Origin of the sequence: Rhodoferax lacus, from assembly GCF_003415675.1 — a bacterium.
Classification (GTDB): domain Bacteria; phylum Pseudomonadota; class Gammaproteobacteria; order Burkholderiales; family Burkholderiaceae_C; genus Allorhodoferax; species Allorhodoferax lacus.
In genome coordinates this window covers 1-19263 of sequence record NZ_QFZK01000022.1, presented here as the reverse complement: position 1 = coordinate 19263, position 19263 = coordinate 1, and the positions used below count along the sequence as shown (strand labels likewise).

General features: G+C 64.4%; 12 protein-coding genes and 1 pseudogene. 7 read left to right on the top strand and 6 right to left on the bottom strand.

What is annotated here, in order from left to right; genetic code table 11:
- Positions 1-19 precede the first annotated feature (19 nt).
- Positions 20-3607, bottom strand: a complete 3588-nt coding sequence (locus DIC66_RS19995) for a transglutaminase family protein (protein ID WP_117179947.1) — start codon at positions 3605-3607, stop codon at positions 20-22.
- Positions 3608-3759: 152 nt separating this feature from the next.
- Here DIC66_RS19995 and DIC66_RS19990 point away from each other — a divergent pair, with 152 nt between their 5' ends.
- The 4 genes from DIC66_RS19990 (at position 3760) to DIC66_RS19975 (ending at position 9652) form a co-directional block, all read left to right on the top strand.
- Positions 3760-6231 (top strand): DNA internalization-related competence protein ComEC/Rec2, encoded by a 2472-nt coding sequence (locus tag DIC66_RS19990; RefSeq protein ID WP_117179971.1) that lies wholly within the window; start codon positions 3760-3762, stop codon positions 6229-6231.
- Between the two features lie 90 nt (positions 6232-6321).
- Positions 6322-7779 (top strand): circularly permuted type 2 ATP-grasp protein, encoded by a 1458-nt coding sequence (locus DIC66_RS19985; RefSeq protein WP_117179946.1) that lies wholly within the window; start codon positions 6322-6324, stop codon positions 7777-7779.
- A gap of 3 nt (positions 7780-7782) precedes the next feature.
- Positions 7783-8739 (top strand): alpha-E domain-containing protein, encoded by a 957-nt coding sequence (locus DIC66_RS19980; RefSeq protein WP_117179945.1) that lies wholly within the window; start codon positions 7783-7785, stop codon positions 8737-8739.
- A 43-nt stretch (positions 8740-8782) separates the two neighbouring features.
- Positions 8783-9652, top strand: coding sequence for an HDOD domain-containing protein (locus DIC66_RS19975; RefSeq protein WP_199534809.1), 870 nt, complete (start codon positions 8783-8785; stop codon positions 9650-9652).
- A 21-nt stretch (positions 9653-9673) separates the two neighbouring features.
- Here DIC66_RS19975 and DIC66_RS19970 read toward each other — a convergent pair whose 3' ends face one another.
- The 5 genes from DIC66_RS19970 to DIC66_RS19950 all read right to left on the bottom strand — a co-directional run bounded on the left by DIC66_RS19970 (position 9674) and on the right by DIC66_RS19950 (position 16669).
- Positions 9674-11068, bottom strand: coding sequence for an SPOR domain-containing protein (locus tag DIC66_RS19970; protein WP_117179943.1), 1395 nt, complete (start codon positions 11066-11068; stop codon positions 9674-9676).
- Positions 11069-11071: 3 nt separating this feature from the next.
- Positions 11072-12223 carry a lytic murein transglycosylase B gene (gene mltB / locus DIC66_RS19965; protein ID WP_233506025.1) on the bottom strand — a complete coding sequence of 384 codons (1152 nt, stop codon included), beginning with the start codon at positions 12221-12223 and terminating at the stop codon, positions 11072-11074.
- Positions 12224-12242: 19 nt separating this feature from the next.
- On the bottom strand, positions 12243-14264 hold the full coding sequence (locus DIC66_RS19960) for a transglutaminase TgpA family protein (protein WP_117179941.1): 2022 nt from the start codon (positions 14262-14264) through the stop codon (positions 12243-12245).
- A gap of 12 nt (positions 14265-14276) precedes the next feature.
- Entirely contained in the window at positions 14277-15293 is a 1017-nt protein-coding gene (locus tag DIC66_RS19955) for a DUF58 domain-containing protein (protein WP_233506023.1), read from the bottom strand.
- Positions 15294-15748: 455 nt separating this feature from the next.
- A complete protein-coding gene (locus DIC66_RS19950; protein WP_117179940.1) occupies positions 15749-16669 on the bottom strand; it encodes an AAA family ATPase in 921 nt (306 codons plus the stop codon).
- 41 nt (positions 16670-16710) lie between these two features.
- On the opposite strand from DIC66_RS19950, the gene DIC66_RS19945 reads away from it, so the two are divergent.
- The 3 genes and pseudogenes from DIC66_RS19945 to DIC66_RS19935 all read left to right on the top strand — a co-directional run.
- A complete protein-coding gene (locus DIC66_RS19945) occupies positions 16711-17664 on the top strand; it encodes a histone deacetylase family protein (protein WP_117179939.1) in 954 nt (317 codons plus the stop codon).
- A 24-nt stretch (positions 17665-17688) separates the two neighbouring features.
- Complete coding sequence (locus DIC66_RS19940; RefSeq protein ID WP_117179938.1) at positions 17689-18960, top strand: mechanosensitive ion channel family protein; 1272 nt, start codon at positions 17689-17691, stop codon at positions 18958-18960.
- Between the two features lie 158 nt (positions 18961-19118).
- A pseudogene (locus tag DIC66_RS19935) lies at positions 19119-19263 on the top strand (electron transfer flavoprotein subunit beta/FixA family protein); the annotation flags it as partial.

The following is a 19263-nucleotide window of genomic DNA, read 5'->3' as shown; positions in this document are numbered from 1 at the left end:
AGTACAGGGTGCAGACTTTTTAACCGCGCCGCAAATCCCGCGTAAACGGAAATTCCTTGCTGGCCGCCACGTTGATGGTGGCCGGGGGAATCACCATGGTGCCGGAGGTATGGCCGGTGGCGGTAAAGCGCGACATGCGGCGGCTCTCGGCTTCAAACGAGTTGACCGGGAAGCTCTCGTAGCTCAGGCCACCCGGGTGCGCCACGTGGTACTGGCAGCCACCGATCGAGCGCTTCATCCAGGTGTCCACGATGTCAAAGGTCAGCGGTGCATGCACGCCAATGCTGGGGTGCAGGCTGCTGGGCGGGTTCCAGGCCTTGTAGCGCACGCCGGCCACAAATTCACCCACGGTGCCGGTGCTTTGCATGGGCAATGCTTCACCGTTGCAGGTGACCACGTAGCGGCTCTCGTTCAGGCCGCTGACGCGCACTTCCACACGCTCCAGGCTGGAGTCCACATAGCGGGCGGTGCCGCCAGGTGCGCCTTCTTCGCCCATGACGTGCCAGGGTTCAAGCGCATTGCGCAGGCTCATCTCGACACCCATGGTCGATATGGAGCCCAAGAGCGGGAAGCGGAATTCCAGGTGCGGTGCAAACCAGCTGGCGTCAAACGCATAACCGGCCATGTTCATTTCGGCCATCACATCATCAAAGTCCATCTTGATGAAGGTGGGCAGCATGAAGCGGTCATGCAGCTCGGTGCCCCAGCGGGTCACGGGCGCCTTGTACGGTGTCTTCCAGAAGCGTGCCACAAGGGCGCGCAGCAGCAGCTGCTGCACGCTGCTCATGTGCGGGTGCGGGGGCATCTCAAAGGCACGCAACTCCAGCAGGCCCAGGCGGCCGGTAGAGGAGTCGGGCGAGTACATCTTGTCAATAGAAAACTCGCTGCGGTGGGTGTTGCCGGTGGCATCGATCAGGATGTTGCGCAGCGTGCGGTCCACCAGCCACGGCGGCATGCTCTGGCCGTGGATCTCGCGGTTTTTGTAGATCTGCTCGATGGCGATTTCCAACTCGTAGAGCTGGTCGTTGCGGGCTTCGTCCACGCGCGGGGCCTGGCTGGTCGGGCCGACAAACATGCCGCTGAACAGATAGCTCAGGCTGGGATGGTTGTGCCAGAACAGCAGCAGGCTGGCCAGCAACTCCGGCTTGCGCAGGAAGGGGCTGTCCGAGGGCGTGGCGCCACCCATCACAAAGTGGTTGCCACCACCCGTGCCGGTGTGGCGGCCGTCGGTCATGAACTTCTCGGCTGACAGGCGCGACTCAAAGGCGGCGTTGTACAAAAACTCGGTGTTGCGCACCAACTCTTTCCAGTTGTTCACCGGATGGATGTTGACCTCGATGACGCCGGGGTCGGGTGTGACTTGCAGGAGCTTGAGGCGTGGGTCGCGCGGGGGCGGATAACCCTCCAGCACGATCTTTACTTTGAGTTCAGTGGCGGTGGCTTCAATCGCGGCCAGCAGGTCCAGGTAGTCTTCCAGCAGTTCCAGCGGCGGCATGAACACATACAGCACGCCAGATTTTTTGCCCACGGCCTCGGCCTTGGGGCCGTTGGCGCGGCGCGGGTCGCGCACTTCCACGCACAGGGCGGTGCGGGTGATCCAGTGGGCCGATTCCTGGCGCTTGGGTTCACGGGCAAAGTCAGTGGGTTCTGGCTGCGATGCGACTTGCGCGTTGGCGGCCACGCTGCTGGTGGCGGTGGTGGCACGGTTTTGCTGCAGGCGGCGAGCGGCTTCGCTGGCGGCACCGGGGCCAGCCAGGTAGGGCGCGTCGCTGGCGCGGCGCACACCGCTCACCCCATTGGCACCCGTGGTCGCTGGGGTGGCTGCAGAAGCACCACCAGTGGCGGTTGTGGCAAAGGGCGAACCGGCGCTCATGCCGGGTGCATAGCGGGCGGCAAAGCTGGCGTGCGCGGGCAAGTTGCCGCGCGGGGCTGTGGGGTCCAGCTCGATCAGGTAGGGGTAGTCGCCCTCGCTCACCCATGGCAGGGAGTCCAGCGGCAGGCGCAGGCCCATGGGGGAGTCGCCAGGCATCAGGTACATGCGCTCGTCGCGAAAGAACCAGGGGCCGGTGGTCCACTCGGGGCCGGTCAGGCGCGGGCCCACCGCAGGTTTGACGGGCAGCACATAGCCCACCACGGAATCGAGCTTTTGCTCGAAGACGCGGCGCAGGCGGCTGCGCTCCATCTCGTCGTCGAGCTTGCTGTTAAAGGGGTCCACATTGACAGGCAGGCGGCGTTCGCGCCACAGGTAGTACCAGCTGTCTTCATAGGCGGCGGTGACGTACTGGTCAGTCAGGCCCAGCTTGGCCGACAGGGTGCGAATGAAGTTGCCAGCGTCTTCGCTGGTGTAGTGGGTGGGATCGCGCTCGTCGGTGAAAAGGGCCGGGTTGCTCCAGACCGGTTGCTTGTCGGCGCGCCAGTAAATGTTCAGGGCCCAGCGCGGCAGTTGTTCGCCGGGGTACCACTTGCCCTGACCAAAGTGCAGAAAGCCGCCCTGGCCGTATTCGTCGCGCAGCTTGTGCACCAGCGCGGTGGCGAAGTGGCGCTTGGTTGGGCCCAGCGCATCGGTGTTCCATTCGGCGGCTTCGCGGTCATCCACGCCGACAAAGGTGGGCTCGCCGCCCATGGTCAGGCGCACGTCACCGGCAATCAGCTCGGCATCCACTTTTTCGCCCAGTTCCATCACCTCGGCCCATTGCTCGGGCGTGTAGGGCTTGGTTACGCGGGGCGACTCATACAGGCGGGTGACTTCCATCAGGTGGTCGAACTCCACCTCGCTCTTGTCCACGCCGCCTTCAATCGGTGCGGCACCCGAGGGTTGTGGTGTGCAGGCCAGGGGGATGTGGCCTTCGCCCGCCAGCAGGCCGGAAGTGGCGTCCAGGCCCACCCAGCCTGCGCCGGGCAGATAGACCTCGCACCAGGCGTGCAGGTCGGTAAAGTCCACTTCGGTGCCGCTGGGGCCGTCCAGGGCCTTCACGTCGGGCTTCAGTTGAATCAGGTAACCCGACACGAAGCGCGCGGCCAGGCCGCAGTTGCGCAGCAGTTGCACCATCAGCCAGGCCGAGTCACGGCACGATCCTGACGCCTTGGTCAGGGTTTCTTCCGGCGTCTGCACACCGGGCTCCATGCGGATGGTGTAGCTCACATCCTTGTGCACCATCTGGTTCAGGTCCACCAGGAAGATCACGCTGCGGCGCTTGGTGTAGTCGATCTTCTTCAGGTAGTCGGCCACCAGCGGCGTCATGGGGTCAGCCAGCAGGTAGGGCATGAGCTCTTCCTTGAGCTCGTCGGCGTAAACGAAGGGGAACTCCTCGGCCTCGGGCTCCAGGAAGAAGTCGAAGGGGTTGTACACCGCCATCTCCACCACCAGGCCTACGGTGACCTTGAACTCCTGCGTCTTGTCCGGGAACACCAGGCGTGCCTGGTAGTTGGCAAACGGGTCCTGCTGCCAGTTCATGAAGTGGTTCTCGGGCTCCACCTTGAGCGAGTACGAGATGATTTTGCTGCGGCAATGGGGCGCGGGGCGCAGCCGTATCACTTGGGGGCCGAGAGCGACCAGTCGGTCGTAGGAGTAGTGGGTGACGTGGTTTAGCGCTGCGTGAATGGACATGTGCGGGTACTTATTTAATGGATGCGTTTCGCCTTGTAGGCTCGTGCAGTTCGCTTCAATGGTAGCAAGAGTTAATTACCTGGCCCCAATAGCCGTCAGTAAAACAAAAGCAAGAGACGGGCCATGCCCGGATGAGAGCTAGTATGCAGTCCATGCCCGACTCTGCTGCTTCCGATTTCGCAGTCCAACGCAACGGACCTTTTGCCGCGCTGCTGGGCTGGGTGGTGGGTACGGCCCTGCAGTTGCAGCAGGGTGCGCTGTGGCCGGTGTGGGCTTACCTGGCTTTGGCTGCGCCAGTGGCGCTGGCGGTCGGCTGGCCGAGGCGCCATGGGTTCAGGGCTGGGCCCCAAGGCCGGCGCACCTTGACCTGGCTGCTGTGTGCCGCTGCACTGGGTTTTGCCGGTACCGGTTTGCGCGGCCTGGTGTTCGATGCCCAGGCTCTGGACCCGGGGCTGGAGGGGCGCGACCTGCGCGTGGTGGGTGTGGTCACCGAAATGCCGCAGCGCAACGAGGCGGGCCTGCGCTTTACCCTGGCTACTGACACTGCCACGCTGGACGGGCGTGCCGTGCGCGTGCCCTCCAGCGTGGATGTGGGGTGGTACAGCAGTGGCGTTGGTGGCGGCACACTGCCTGGTGGCGAGCCTGCGGGCTCTGAGGGGCAGCCCGGCGATGTTCGCGCTGGCGAGCGCTGGAGCCTGACGCTGCGCCTCAAGGCCCCGCACGGCAGCCGCAACCCTTTTGGTTTTGATTACGAGCTGTGGCTGTGGGAGCGCGGCGTGCAGGCCACGGCCTATGTGCGCGCGAGCAGCACCGATGCGCCGCCGCAACGCCTGGACCAAACCTGGACACATCCGGTGGCTCTGATGCGCCAAAGCGTGCGTGAGCGCATTTTTGCGTCGGTGCAGCAGAAGCAGACAGCCGGGCTGATTGCCGCGCTGGTGGTGGGGGACCAGGCCGCCATTGACCGTGTGGACTGGGATGTGTTCCGCGCCACGGGTGTGGCCCATCTGGTCAGCATCTCGGGCCTGCATATCACCATGTTCGCCTGGGGTGCCGCCTGGCTGGTGGGCTACCTGTGGCGGCGCTCTGCCCGCCTGTGCCTGCTATTGCCAGCGCCCACGGCCGCTTTGCTGGGCGGTGTGCTGCTGGCCTGCGCCTATTCTGTGTTCTCCGGTTGGGGCATACCGGCCCAACGCACCTGCCTGATGCTGGTCACCGTGGCGCTGCTGCGCTGCCTGGGCGCACGCTGGCCCTGGCCGCAGACCTGGATGCTGGCCTGTGCCCTGGTGGTAGCCAGCGACCCCTGGGCCTTGTTGCAGGCGGGCTTCTGGCTGAGCTTTGTGGCCGTGGGTGTGCTGTTCGCCACGGACGCCGGGTCTGCGCAAGGCAAGGCATCGTCGCCAGCGGGCTGGTTGCGCGCCGTTTTTGCTCATCTGGGTTCCCTGATGCGCGAGCAGTGGGTGGTCACCGTGGCCCTGGCGCCGCTCACGCTGTTGCTGTTCGGGCAGGTCTCGCTGGTGGGCCTGCTGGCCAATGCCTTTGCCATTCCCTGGGTCACCCTGGTGGTCACACCGCTGGCCATGCTGGGTGTGGCCCTGCCTTGGCTGTGGGACCTGGCGGGCTACGCCATCGCAGTGTTGATGCAGTTGCTGCAATGGCTGGCGGCCTGGCCGTGGGCCACGCTCAGCCTGGCCACCGCACCTTGGTGGTTGGCGGCAGCGGGTGTGCTGGGTGGCGTGTTGTTGGTGGCTCGCTTGCCTGGCTCTGTGCGGGGCATGGGCCTGCCGCTGCTGCTGCCTTGCCTGCTATGGCAGGCACCGTTGCCGCCGGATGGGCACTTCGAGCTGCTGGCCGCCGACATAGGGCAGGGAAACGCGGTGCTGGTGCGCACGGCCAGTCATGCCCTGCTGTATGACGCCGGGCCGCGCTACAGCCTGGACAGCGATGCCGGGCACCGTGTCTTGCTGCCCCTGCTGCAAGCCCTGCATACCCGCCTGGACACCGTGCTGCTCAGCCACCGCGACACTGACCATGTCGGCGGTGCCCCCGCCGTGCTGGGCATGCAGCCGCAGGCCACGCTGCTGAGCTCCGTGGCAGCGGATGACCGCCTGCAAACCCGGCGCCCGGTGCAGCGCTGCGAGGCAGGCCAGCACTGGGAGTGGGACGGCGTGCAGTTTGACATCCTGCACCCCCAAGCCGCCGACTATGACAAACCGCACAAGCCCAATGCCGTGTCGTGCGTGCTGCGCATCCGAAGCACCGGCCCACAGCCACAAACGGCGCTGCTGGTGGGGGATATCGAGCGCCCCCAAGAGGAGCAACTGCTGGCTGCGCAAGCGGACATCAAGGCCGATGTGCTGCTGGTGCCGCACCACGGCAGCAAGACCTCCAGCAGTGAGGCTTTTTTGGATGCGGTGCAGCCGCGCCAGGCCTGGGTGCAGGCGGGTTACCGCAACCGTTATGGCCACCCGGCACCCGAGGTGATGCTGCGTTATCAGGAGCGCGGCATTGTGGTGCACGACTCACCCCATTGTGGTGCCATGAATTGGCGCTCTGATGGGTACGAGGAGGTGATTTGCAGCCGCACCGCACAGATGCACTACTGGAGCCACCGTGTCCCATAACAGTGCATCAAAACCATGCGGCGATGGGGTTAGTATGCTGGTGCGAAGCTTGCTTAGATAGTCAACAGAAGATTGTGTTCAAGAGGATTTATGCAGAAATTTGACGAGATGTACACCAAGCTCCCCTACGAGTTTTTCTCCAAGGGTGAACAGATCCGTGACCACTACAAAATCTACGACGAGTGGCTGGCACGCCAACCCGGCGACATGATGGCCAAGCGCCGCGAAGAAGCAGAAATGATCTTCCGCCGCGTCGGCATCACCTTCGCGGTGTACGGTGAAAAAGACGAGAGCGGTGCCGGCACCGAGCGCCTGATTCCCTTTGACCTGATCCCCCGCATCATCCCCTCAGACGAGTGGCTGAGCATGGAAAAAGGCCTGGTGCAGCGCGTCACCGCCCTCAACCGCTTCATCCACGACATCTACCATGACCAGGAAATCCTCAAGGCCGGCCTGATCCCGCGTGAGCAGATCGAAAACAACGCCCAGTTCCGCCCCGAGATGGTGGGTGTGGATGTGCCGCACAACGTGTACTCGCACATCTCCGGCGTGGACATCGTGCGCGCCCCGGATGCTGCGGGCAATGGCGAGTACTACGTGCTCGAAGACAACCTGCGCGTGCCCAGCGGCGTGAGCTACATGCTGGAAGACCGCAAGATGATGATGCGGTTGTTCCCCGACTTGTTCAGCATGCACCGCGTGGCGCCTGTGGCGCATTACCCCGACTTGTTGCTCGAAACCCTGCGCGCCAGCAGCCCCGAGACCACCGATGAGCCCACCGTGGTGGTGCTGACCCCTGGCATGTACAACAGCGCCTACTTCGAACACGCCTTCCTGGCCCAGCAAATGGGCGTGGAACTGGTCGAAGGCCAAGACCTGTTTGTGAAAGACAAGTTCGTCTACATGCGCACCACACGCGGTCCGCGCCGTGTGGATGTGATCTACCGCCGCGTCGATGACGACTACCTGGACCCCACCGTGTTCCGCCCCACGTCCACCCTGGGCTGCGCCGGGTTGCTGGAAGCCTACCGCGCTGGACACGTGGCCATCTGCAACGCCGTGGGAACCGGCATTGCCGACGACAAGTCCATCTACCCCTACGTGCCCAAGATGATCGAGTTCTACCTGGGCGAGAAGCCCATCCTGAACAACGTGCCCACCTACATGTGCCGCAACAAGGACGACCTGGCCTACACCATGGCCAACCTCAAAGACCTGGTGGTCAAGGAAGTACACGGTGCCGGTGGCTACGGCATGCTGGTGGGGCCTGCGTCCACGGCCGCCGAGATCGAAGACTTCCGCAAGGCCGTGCTGGCCAACCCCAGCGGCTACATTGCCCAGCCCACGCTCAGCCTGTCGAGCTGCCCGACCTTTGTGGAAAGCGGCATTGCCCCGCGCCACATCGATCTGCGCCCCTATGTGCTTTCGGGCAAGACGGTGCAAATGGTGCCCGGCGGCCTGACCCGCGTGGCCCTGAAAGACGGCTCCCTGGTGGTGAACTCATCCCAAGGCGGCGGAACCAAAGATACCTGGATATTGGAAGCTTGAACTATGTTGTCACGAACCGCCGACCACCTTTTCTGGATGTCCCGCTACACCGAGCGGGCCGAAAACACCGCCCGCATGCTGGACGTGAACTACCAGACCTCGCTGCTGCCCCAGTCCGACGCCGTGGCGCAAATGGGCTGGCAGGGTTTGCTGAGCATCAGCGAACTTACGGGTGCCTACACCAAGCAATACGGTGATGTCAAAGCACGTGATGTGATTGACTTCATGGTCAAGGACGAGAGCAATCCGTCTTCCATCGTCTCCTGCCTGGGCGCTGCGCGCGAGAATGCGCGTGCCGTGCGGGGCGCGCTCACCACCGAAGTCTGGGAAACACAAAACCAGACCTGGCTGGAAGTCAAACGCATGATCAAGAGCAGCGAGTTCGATGCCGACCCCTCGCAGTTCTTCGAGTGGGTGAAGTTCCGCTCGCATCTCTCGCGCGGCGTCACCGTAGGCACCATGCTGATGGACGAGGCCCTGCACTTCATGCGCCTGGGCACGTTCCTGGAGCGCGCCGACAACACCGCGCGCCTGGTGGATGTGAAGTTCCATGCCGTGCAAAGCGACTTCTATGGCGCCGCCGATGCACGCGACCAAGAGTACGACTTCTACCACTGGAGCGCCATCCTGCGCAGCGTCTCGGCCTTTGAGGTCTACCGCAAGGTCTACCGCGATGTGATCCGCCCCGAGCGCGTGGCCGAGTTGCTGATCCTCAAGTCCGACATGCCGCGCTCGCTGCATGCCAGCCTGAACGAGGTGGTCAACAACCTGGCCCTGGTGTCCAGCGACCCCGATAGCGAAACCCTGCGCCGCGCCGGCAAGCTGCGCGCCGACCTGAAGTACGGCCGCATCGATGAAATTCTGGCCACCGGTCTGCATGCCTACCTGACGCAGTTCCTGGACCGCGTCAACGATCTGGGTGCACACATCAGCCGCGAGTATCTGGTCGCGGGCGCTTGAAGGGGGGAGCAATCCCGCGATAATGCGTGCCGAAGGGGTACGCATGAAAGTCGCAGATATTGAAAGGGAGTTGGACCACGCCAGAAACCAGGGGCCGGTGCGCGATATCGCCATCCCCCCCTGTCCGGAGTTGCTGGTGGCCTTGCGCAAGGAAGTGGACAAGGCCGACCCGGACCCTTCGGAAATTGCGCGGATTGCGTCCAGCGATGTGGCCATGGCGGCTTCTTTGCTGCGCACCGTCAACAGCCCCCTGTACGCTCGCGCCCGCGCGGCTGACACGGTGGCACAGGCCGTGTCCATGCTGGGTGTGGGGCCCACGGTGGGCATACTCACCAGCTTTCTCACCCGCAACGCCATCCGCAGCAACTCGCCCTTGCTGGAGCACTTCTGGGAAACCTCCACCCGCCGCGCCCTGGCCATGGGCTTTATTGCTCGCCAGCTCTACGGTGTGGATGCCGATGTGGCCCACACCTGTGGCCTGTTTTGCCATGTTGGCATACCCATCATGATGCAGGGCGTAAAAGGCTACGCCGGTACGCTGGCCGAAGCGCTGGCCCGCCAGGACCGCAGCTTCACCGAAACCGAAAATGCCGCGCACAAGACCGACCATGCGGTGGTGGGCGCCATTGTTGCCAAGACCTGGTGCCTGCCGCCCATCATTGTGGCGGCCGTGCGCCTGCACCACGACTTCACCGCCCTGACGGACACCCGCTTCCCGGAAGAGGCACGCACCCTGGTGGCCATGGGCTTGGTGGCCGAGAGCCTGGTGGCGCGCCATGAAGGGGTGGAAGTACAGCGCGAATGGGAGCAGCATGGCGACGCCTGTCTGGCACACATCCGCGTGTCGGCCGGAGAGGTCGATGCCTGGGTGGACGCCCTGCATCCGGTCTTTGAAAGTGTGGCTGTGGCCTGAGGCTCCCGGTGCCCCTGCGGCCTAGGGTTTGACCACCGCGGCGTCCAACTGCAGGGTGCGTATGGTTTCTGCGGCGCGGTCAGCCTCGGACTGGCTGTCGTAGGGGCCCACGCGAACCCGGGTGCGCACACCCTTGGCCGATTTGATTTCCTGTGACAACGCGGGCAGACCGGCATCCCTGAGCTTGGCATAGGCGTTGCGGGCATTGTTGGCGTCGGCAAACAGGCCCACGTTGATCAGGAACTTGTCAGAGGCAGGCGCAGATGCCGGTGCAGGTGAGGGTGAGGGTGCAGCAGCGGTAGCCGGTGCCTTGGACTTTTCTTGTGCCAGGGATTTGGCCGCAGCCGCCTTCGAGGCCTTGGCCTCTTTGGCACGGGCCAGCTTCTCTTTCTTTTCCTGCAGCGCTTTGGCGCGCAGCTCGGCCCGGGTCAGCTTGGCTGGCGGAGGCTTGGTGCTTTCAGCGGTCGGTGCCGCTGCCGCAAGTGCACTGGACGCCGCCGCCGGGGCGCTTGCGGCCTTGGCCGCAGGCAATGCGGGTGTCGATGCAGCGGACCATGCTGGCGCTGCAGCTATGGCCTGTGTTGGTGCTGATCCCTTTGCTGCTGCTGGTGTTGATGTGGGTTCAGCTTGCACCAGTCCCTGGCTGGTGCGTGTGGCCACCGCTGATGGTGCAGCTTGGGGAGGGGTTGCCAAAGGCGTTGCCGGAGCAGAACTTGCAGCGGCGGGTGCAGGTGCAGGTGCAGGTGCAGGTGCGCTGGCCGCTGCCGCCACGTTTTGCGCCGCCAGCCCGCTTTGCAGGTCTGCGCCTGGCGTGCTGCGTGCCTGCTCCATCTTGGCGGTCTGAAGGGGCAGTTCATGGCTGTTGGGCCAGGACAGCACGGTGCCACCCAAGAGGGCTATCAGGGCCAGATTGCTGGCCGCCAAAATGCCTTGCTGTTTGCGCCGGGGCGCGCGCTGCGTCAACCAGGCGCAGGCTTCTTCCAGGCTGGCCGCAGGCACCAGCGCCGCTTCCATCTTCTTGTTGCAAGCGGCATAGAGCCAGGCATTGCCATAGGCACCGGGCACCAGAAACGACAATAGCACCGCCAATGCCAGCAAGACCCACTGGCTGGTGTCCGACAGTTGAAACAGCAGCCTGCCAATGCCAAACAGCAGCAGCAAAGTGCCTGCCACGGCGCCCACATAGGCCAGTGCCCAGGACCAGAGCTGTCGAAACAGCAGCCAGTTGAAGCTCAGCAGGGCGGCCGTCCAGTTCCAGCTCGGGCCGGGCTTGCCTGCTGCGTCAAACCGGGTAAAGGCCTTCAGGTAGTACGCGGTGTGCACTGGTCCGATGGCCGCGCGGTACAGCTCCAGGGTGGCGCTGCCGTCTGTGCGGTCCAGCGTCATCATCCCCGGTGCTGCATTGTCTGTGGCCATGGCTTATTTTGTCATGCCCGCTTCGCTGGTGGCTGCGTTTTGTACCGGTACCTGGGCCAGTTTGCGCGCGGCCACCGCCTCGGCCACGGCCTGCCCCAGCTCGATCACGGCCATGGCGTAGTAGCTGCTCCAGTTGTAACGGGTGATGGCATAAAAGTTTTCGGTGCCGGCCACGTACAGCGGTGCGTCTTCACCGTTCTGCAATTCGATCAGTGCCAGCGGGCCCGTGGCCACAGCGCCCGCGCCTTCCAGCACCACACCTTTGGCGGCCAGTTCGGCCACGCTGAAACTGGGCTTGATGTCGGGTGCCAGCAGGGCGGGCAAGTCCAGCGTGGCGGCGTCAAAGCGCATCGGGTAATGGGTTGGCAGGCCGCGCTGCCAGTGAAAGGCCTGGAAGTAGTTGGCCACCGAGCCGATGACATCGGCCTGGCTGTTGAACAGGTCGACCCGGCCGTCGCCATCAAAGTCGATGGCATAGCGGCTCCAGCTCGAGGGCATGAACTGCGGCCAGCCCATGGCACCGGCATAGCTGCCGCGCAGGGCCAGCGGGTCGGTGTGGGTGCGCGCAGTCAGCGCCAGGTATTCCTCCAGCTCGGACCGGAAAAATGCCGCCCGGGCCTCGGCCTTGGGGTGGGCGGTCGGAAAGTCAAAGGCCAGCGTGCAAAGCGCGTCAATCACGCGGAAGTTGCCCACGTTCTGGCCGTAAATGGTCTCTACCCCCACGATGCCAACAATGATGTTGGCGGGCACACCGGTCTGCTCTTCGGCGCGCTGCAGGGTGTCCTGGTTGGCCAGCCAGAACTTGGTGCCGGCCTTGATGCGCAGGGGCTCCACAAAGCGGCTGCGGTACAGCGCCCAGTTTTTGGGTACACCCACGGGCGGTGGCAGGATGGCCTTGGCAATGCCGGGCATGTAATGCGCCTGGCCGATGGCCTGGCGCACCCAGTCGCGCTCCAGGCCCCGGCTGGCCGCAATGGCATCGGCCTGTTGCATCACTTCGGCCCGTCCGTCATAGAGCGGACCCTTGTTTTTTGCGGCGCTCTCGGCCAGGGCTGCGGCTCGGTTGGCGCTGGTTTTTTTGATGGGCTTCTTCACGGTGGCCACGGCCTGCAATGCGCAGACGGCCAGCAGCAAGGTGGCGATGGTTTTTGTTATAGGTTTCACGTCGTCGGTCTCAGGCAGTGGGTGGCAGGCGTTGCGGCCAGCGCAGCTGGCCAAACTCCTTGCGCAGTGTACCCAGCGTGCGGGGCCTGTTGTCCGCCTTGGGTGCATAGCGCCAGGACTCCAGGCGCAGCAGCCAGTCCTGAATGCCTTCCATCCCCGCATGGCCCTGCAAGGCCAGGGCCAGTTGGCGCGGCGGGGTGTTGGGCGCCACGGGCAAGCCAGCCCGCTGCAGCTTGGCCGACGCTGCCTGCAGCAGACGCAGCCAGGGGTCCTGGCGGCTGCGGTCCCATTGGGTCCAGGCGGCGCCCAGCAGGCTCACCCCCACGACCAGGGCGATCAGCACCGAGCCCAGGTCTTCCCAGCTCGGCGCATTGAAGCCGATGTTGCGCAGCAGATTGAGCTGCTGGCTCTGGGAGTAGTTCAACACCCACTGGTTCCAGCGGTTGTTGCTGGCTTCCCACAGGGCGCGCAGGTTGATCTCGAAGCCCGGGCTGATGGCACCCAGGGCCTGCGCCACCACACTGCGCGGCGGCAGCAGCCGCTGCAGGCTGCCGGTGCGCGCCGGGGCCACGGCCGAGGTCGGGTCCACGCGCACCCAGCCCTGGCCGGCCATCCACACCTCGGTCCAGGCGTGGGCATCGCTCTGGCGCACGGTCCAGAAGCCGTCCACCCCATTGAGCTCGCCACCCTGGTAGCCGGTGACCATGCGGGCGGGTACGTCCAGCGCGCGCATCAGCAGCACAAAGCTGGAGGCGATGTGCTCGCAAAAGCCTTCCTTGCGGTCAAACCAGAATTCGTCGGCCGTGTTGCTGCCATACACACCGGGGTCCAGCGTGTAGCGGTAGCCGCCGGTGCGCAACTTGTCCAGCACGGCCGCCACCAGGGTGGGGGCATCGGCCCTGGCGTAGCGCGGGTCGCGCCGCATCTCCAGGGCGTATTGCAGGGTGCGCGGGTTGTAGCCCGCGGGCAATTCAATCATGTCCTGCAGGCCCAGCTCCTGTTGCAGCGGCCCGTGGCGAAATGCCGTGTAGCTTTGCGCCTGCAGGCGCACCAGCTCGCCTATTGGTCTATCGGTGGTCCACTGCAGCGCCGAGTCCATGCGGGTGGTGTAGCCCTTCAGGGTGGGTGGCTCGGGCGTTGCGTCCAGCAGCGGCAGCCAGGGCTGGCGGTTGCCTTCGAGGGTCAGCTCGTATTTGATCGGGGTGCCGCTGACCTGCAGCCGACTGGCCAGCTGCAGGGCTTGTGGGAAGGACGAGCGCAGCGGCTTCCACTCGCGCCCGTCAAAGGTGGAGAGCACGGGGCCGCGGAAATACAGGTCGCGCTGCGCGGGAACTGCGCCCTCAAAGCGCACCCGCATGGCCACGCTGCTGTCCAGCGCCAGGCTGGCGATGGCGCCCACCTGCACCGTGGCCGACAGGCCGCTGCGCCCGCCCATGGCGTCTCCCGGCAAACCCCACAGCGGCGCAATGCGCGGGAACAGCACAAACAGCACCACCATGATGGGCGCACCCAGCAGCGCCATGCCGGCCGCCGTGCGCGCGGCCAGCAGCAGGGGCGGGCGGCCCACCGGCATGTGGTGGTTGACCAGAGCGGTCAGCAGGCCCAGCAGGCCAATGACCATCGAGGCTGCTGTGAGCAGGCTTTGCGAGAAGAAGAAGTTCGACAGCAGCGCAAAAAAGCCCAGGAAGAACACCACAAACGCGTCGCGCCGGGCGCGCATTTCCAGCGTCTTGAGCGCCAGCAGCACGGCAATAAAGGTGACGCCCGCATCACGCCCCATCAGCGTGTGGTGGCTGTACCAGGTGGCGCCCGCAGCCAGCAGCAGCAAGAGCAGCAGCCACCAGCGCGAGGGCAGGGGCCGGCCCTTTACGGCAATCCAGCTGCGCCACAGCAGCACCAGCGCCGCCATGGCGCTGCACCACAGGGGCAGGGGCTCTACCAGCGGCAGCAAGATCCAGGCGATGACCAGCAGCAGGAACAGGGTGTCGCGGGTATCGCGCGGCAGGTGTTTGAGGCGGTGCAGCAGTTGCATGGGTGGGGCCAATCAGTACAGGGCCAGAGCCGTCAGGCAGGCGCGCTTGTGCGCCTCACCACTGTCGGGTGCGATGTCCTGGCCCGGCAGGCGCAGGCCGTAGCGCAAGTCCTGCCGGTGGGCGGCCAGCACCCAGGCGCACAGGCGCGAGAGCTTGTGCTCCAGCGAAGCCGCAGACCCTGCAAAGTGGCCGGTCTGCTGTAGGTCCAGCCAGAGCTCAAAGCGCTGGGCCTGCTGGGTGTCGCGGCTGACCAGCTGGCCCGCCTTGGCGACCTTCTTCCAGACCACGGTTTTGAGTGCATCGCCCCGGCGGTAGGCGCGCACGCCGTCAAACTCGCCACTGGCCTGGCGTTGCGCGGTGGCAGTGCCGCCCGCGCTGGGTGCGCCCGGCGGCAGTGGGGGCGCCTGCCGTTCGGCTGCCGGATACACCAGCAGCCTGGCCGCAGGCCGCCACACCGTCCAGACCCGGAAGGTGCCCAGGGGAAAGTGGGTTTCTGCCGTCAGCGCGGGCAGGTCCTGCAGGCCTCGCTTGTCCGGGTGCACCGCAATGTGCACGCTGGCGCTCCCCTGGGCCTCTACATTGGTCCAGCTCCACTGCTGCGTGCCCAGCAGGGCCAGGCCAATGCCGTAGCGCGGCGTCTTGCGCGGGTTCTGCAGTTGCACGGTCAACAGGGCGGCGCTGCCCACAAACGTGGGCTCGGGCGTGAGCAGGTGCATGGACAACCCACGCAGCGTGCCGTGGCACACATGCATGCCCACCACGGCGCAACCGGCCAGCAAAAAGGTCAACACATAGCCCAGGTTGAGCTGGTAGTTGATGCTGGCAATCAGCAGCACCAGCAGGGTCAGGCCCAGCATCCAGCCGGGGCGGGTGGGGAGGATGTAGACGTTGTGTTGCGTAAGCGTGGTGCTGTCGGCGGGCTTGAGGCGGCCCACCCAGAAGCGGTTGATGCGTGCGCGGACGTGCTGCACGGGGTGGAGCAGCGGGTTGGGCAGTTTGGGCTTTTTGAGCTTTTTGTCGGCGGACACTTTTATCTTCCGCTGGAGTGATGGGTTTTGTTTTGCGGTGAGGGGTTTGTTTTGACTCCCCCATCCCCCCCGCCCCTTACCCCCCGTCGGGGTAAGGGGTGCCTGATGCGGACAGCCGATTTTGCTTCTGTGCTCCGACTAAGGAAAAAAATTCGGTGCGTCGCCACTGTTGTGGCTTGCCCAGGCCTCACGTCACGAGTTCCGAGCGCCGGATACGCAGAGGGGGCCAACGCAAATTGAAGGGGAAAAGGCAATGCATCCCATCGCTGCGCCTGCAAGGCCGCAGCCGAAGCGACGTAACCAAATGTGCTGTCCGATTTGGCTCCCCTTTCACCCCGGCGGGGGTGAAAGGGGCGGGGGGGATAGGGGGGGCCTACAAAAGCCCCGCAGGGCACAACCCCACCCCAAACAAAATGACAACGGAAGTTCGTATGCAAAGCCATGCAGCCAGTCATTCAGGGAAGCGGCACAGCTGCCAGCATGGCGCGAACCTGCTCCTGTGCCCCACGCGAAGCGCTATCCACGGGCACCAAGCGGTGCGCAATGGTCTGCGGCAAGATGGCCTGCACATCGTCAGGCGCCACATAGTCGCGCCCGCTCAGCAGCGCCTGGGCTTGCGCGGCGCGCAGCAGGGCGATGCCGGCGCGCGGGCTCAGGCCCTGCACAAACCACTGGCCCGAACGGGTGGCCGCTATCAAGTCCTGCACATAGTCCAGCAAAGGGTCTGCGCAGTGCACGGCCTGCACCAGGGCCTGCAGCTGCTTGAGCTCGCCCGGCTGCATCACCGTGGCCAGGGCGTCCACCATGGCGCGGCGGTCGCGTCCTGCCAGCAGTTCGCGCTCGGCCGCGCGGTCCGGATAGCCCAGCGAGATGCGCATCAAAAAGCGGTCCAGCTGCGATTCCGGCAGCGGGTAGGTGCCGATCTGGTCCAGCGGGTTTTGCGTGGCGATCACAAAGAAGGGCTCGGGCAGGGGCCGGGTGGCGCCCTCTACCGACACCTGCTTTTCTTCCATGGCTTCGAGCAGCGCGCTTTGGGTCTTGGGGCTGGCGCGGTTGATCTCATCAGCCAGCAGCACCTGCGCAAAGATGGGGCCGGGGTGGAACACAAAGGCTTCCTTGCCGCGCTCGTAGACCGAGACGCCCGAGAGGTCGCTGGGCATCAGGTCGGAGGTGAACTGCACGCGTGAAAACTGCAGACCGAAGCTGCGTGCCAGCGCATGGGCCAGTGTGGTCTTTCCGACCCCGGGGACGTCATCAATCAGCAGGTGGCCACCGGCCAGCAGGCAGGCTACACAGTCCTGGATCTGGCTGGGTTTGCCCACAATCACCGTGTTAAGCTGAAGAGTCAAATTTTTGAGTGTATGTTGTACGTCCATGGCAGGACGTTACCCGAATTTTCCAAATTGCGAGTCCTCCTGTGAACAAGACCGGTTTCTTTTTTCACGCCGACTGCAGCCTGCATGAGATGGGTTTTGGTCACCCCGAATCCCCGTACCGATTGGCCGCCATAGAGCAGCGTTTGCAGGACAGCGGCGTGATGGCTGCGCTGCTGCGGCGCGAGGCGCCGCAGGCCCCGATTGCTGACCTGGAACTGGCCCATGGCCGCATGCACATTGCATCCCTGCGCGGCCTGACCGACGGCTTGCGCGACGAGATGCAGGCGGGTGGCCCCAAGCACGCGCAGATTGACCCGGACACCCGCATCAATGTCCACACCTGGGACGCCGCCCTGCGTGCCGCCGGTGCGGCCCTGGCCGCTACCGATGCGGTGATGGCCGGCGAGCTGGACAATGCCTTTTGCGCTGTGCGCCCGCCCGGTCACCACGCCTGCCGCGACAAGGCCATGGGCTTTTGTTTTTTCAACAATGTGGCGGTGGCGGCCCTCTATGCGCTGGAGCGCCACGGCCTGCAGCGCGTGGCCATCATCGACTTTGATGTGCACCACGGCAATGGCACCGAAGACATCGTGGCGGGCGACGCGCGCATCCTGATGGCCAGCTTTTTCCAGCACCCGTTCTACCCGTTTGGCGGCACCACATCCACGGCCGGCAATCTGCTCAATGTGCCGGTGCCCGCCCGCACCGCGGGGGACGCCATCCGCGCACTGGTGAGCGACACCTGGCTGCCGCGACTGGAAGCCTTCCAGCCCGAGCTGATTCTGGTGAGTGCCGGTTTTGATGCCCACCGCGAAGACGATCTGGGGCAGATGGCGCTGGTGGAGGCCGACTACGCCTGGATCACCCAGCAGCTGATGGAGGTGGCCGCGCGCCATGCCAAGGGCCGCCTGGTCTCCTGTCTGGAAGGCGGCTACAAGCTCGATGCCCTGGCACGCAGCGTGGAAGCCCATGTGCGCGTGCTGGCCGGACTGTAATAATTTTTCAAATCCCGATCAAGAATGCAAAAGCCCTCTGCCCCCGAACCGATTGATGATTTTCAGGGTTGGCTCAACGCTCTGTCCCAGCCCACCGTGCTGATGGAATTGGCGGCACTGGGCTTGTGCGTGTTGCTGGCCTGGGCACTGGTGCGCGGACTGCGCCGCGCCTTGGGCATGCAGGATGAACGCTCCATCTTCTTTGGCCGGCGCAATGTAGACGGCGCGCTGTTCCCATTGGTCTTGCTGTGCCTGGCCTATGTGGCGCGCGATGTGCTCTCCAAATTTGTGTCGGTGGCGCTGTTCAAGGTGGCCATCCCGGTGCTGGTGTCCTTGCTGGTGATCCGTGTGGGCGTCAAGGTGTTGCAGGTTGCCTTTACGCAGTCGAAGTGGGTCAAACCGCTGGAGCAGACCATTTCCTGGCTGGCCTGGCTGCTGATGGTGCTGTGGGTAAGTGGCCTGCTGCCGGTGGTGCTCAATGAGCTGGATCAGATCTCCTGGAAGGTGGGCAACAGCACGCTGTCGGTGCGCAATGTGCTCGAAGGTGCGCTCACGGCTGTTGCGGTGTTGATCGTCACCTTGTGGATTTCAGCTGGCATCGAGACGCGCGTGCTGCGCAACGCCACGGGCGGGGAGCTTTCGGTGCGCAAGGCCATCAGCAATGCTGCCCGTGCACTGTTGATGTTTGTCGGCCTGATCGTGGCGCTGACTTCAGTGGGCATTGACCTCACAGCCCTTTCCGTTCTGGGCGGTGCGGTGGGCGTGGGTATTGGCCTGGGTTTGCAAAAGCTGGCGGCCAACTATGTGTCGGGCTTTGTCATCCTGGGTGAGCGCAGCATGCGCATTGGCGACAACGTGCGGGTGGACAACTTCGAGGGCGTGATTACCCAGATCAACGCGCGCTACACCGTCATCCGTTCCCTGGCTGGCCGCGAGTCCATAGTCCCCAACGAGATGATGATCACCAGCCGGGTGGAAAACCTGTCCTTGGCGGACTCGTTTGTGTACCAGTCCACCGTGGTTTCGGTGGGCTATGACAGCAACGTGGAGCTGGTGTGCGCACTGTTGCTCAAGGCGGCCTCGGACCAGCCGCGCGTGCTCCAGGAGCCCGGCCCGGTGGCGCAGTTGTCCAACTTTGGTGTGGACGGACTGGAGTTCACCCTGGGCTTCTGGATTGCCGATCCCGGGGTCGGGCAGGGCGGCCTGAAGTCTGACATCAATATCGCTATTCTGGCGGCACTGCGTGCCAACGCGATTGACATTCCCTACCCGCAGCGGGTGGTGCACCAGATCTAAACCGGACTACAATGCAAAAAGCACGACCGTTCTATTTTGCATGAATCAAGGGGCCCGGATTGCGTGAAAACGTCAAGACTGTCCGGGCCGCATACAATCAAAAGAGTTGACGTGCACGTCAAGTCGAAAACCGAATTCAAACCTGTGGAGCAGCAAACATGAAAGTCCTGGTAGCAGTCAAACGCGTGGTGGACTACAACGTCAAGGTCCGTGTGAAATCGGACGGCAGCGGGGTAGACATCGCCAACGTCAAGATGAGCATGAACCCGTTTGACGAAATCGCCATCGAAGAGGCCGTGCGCC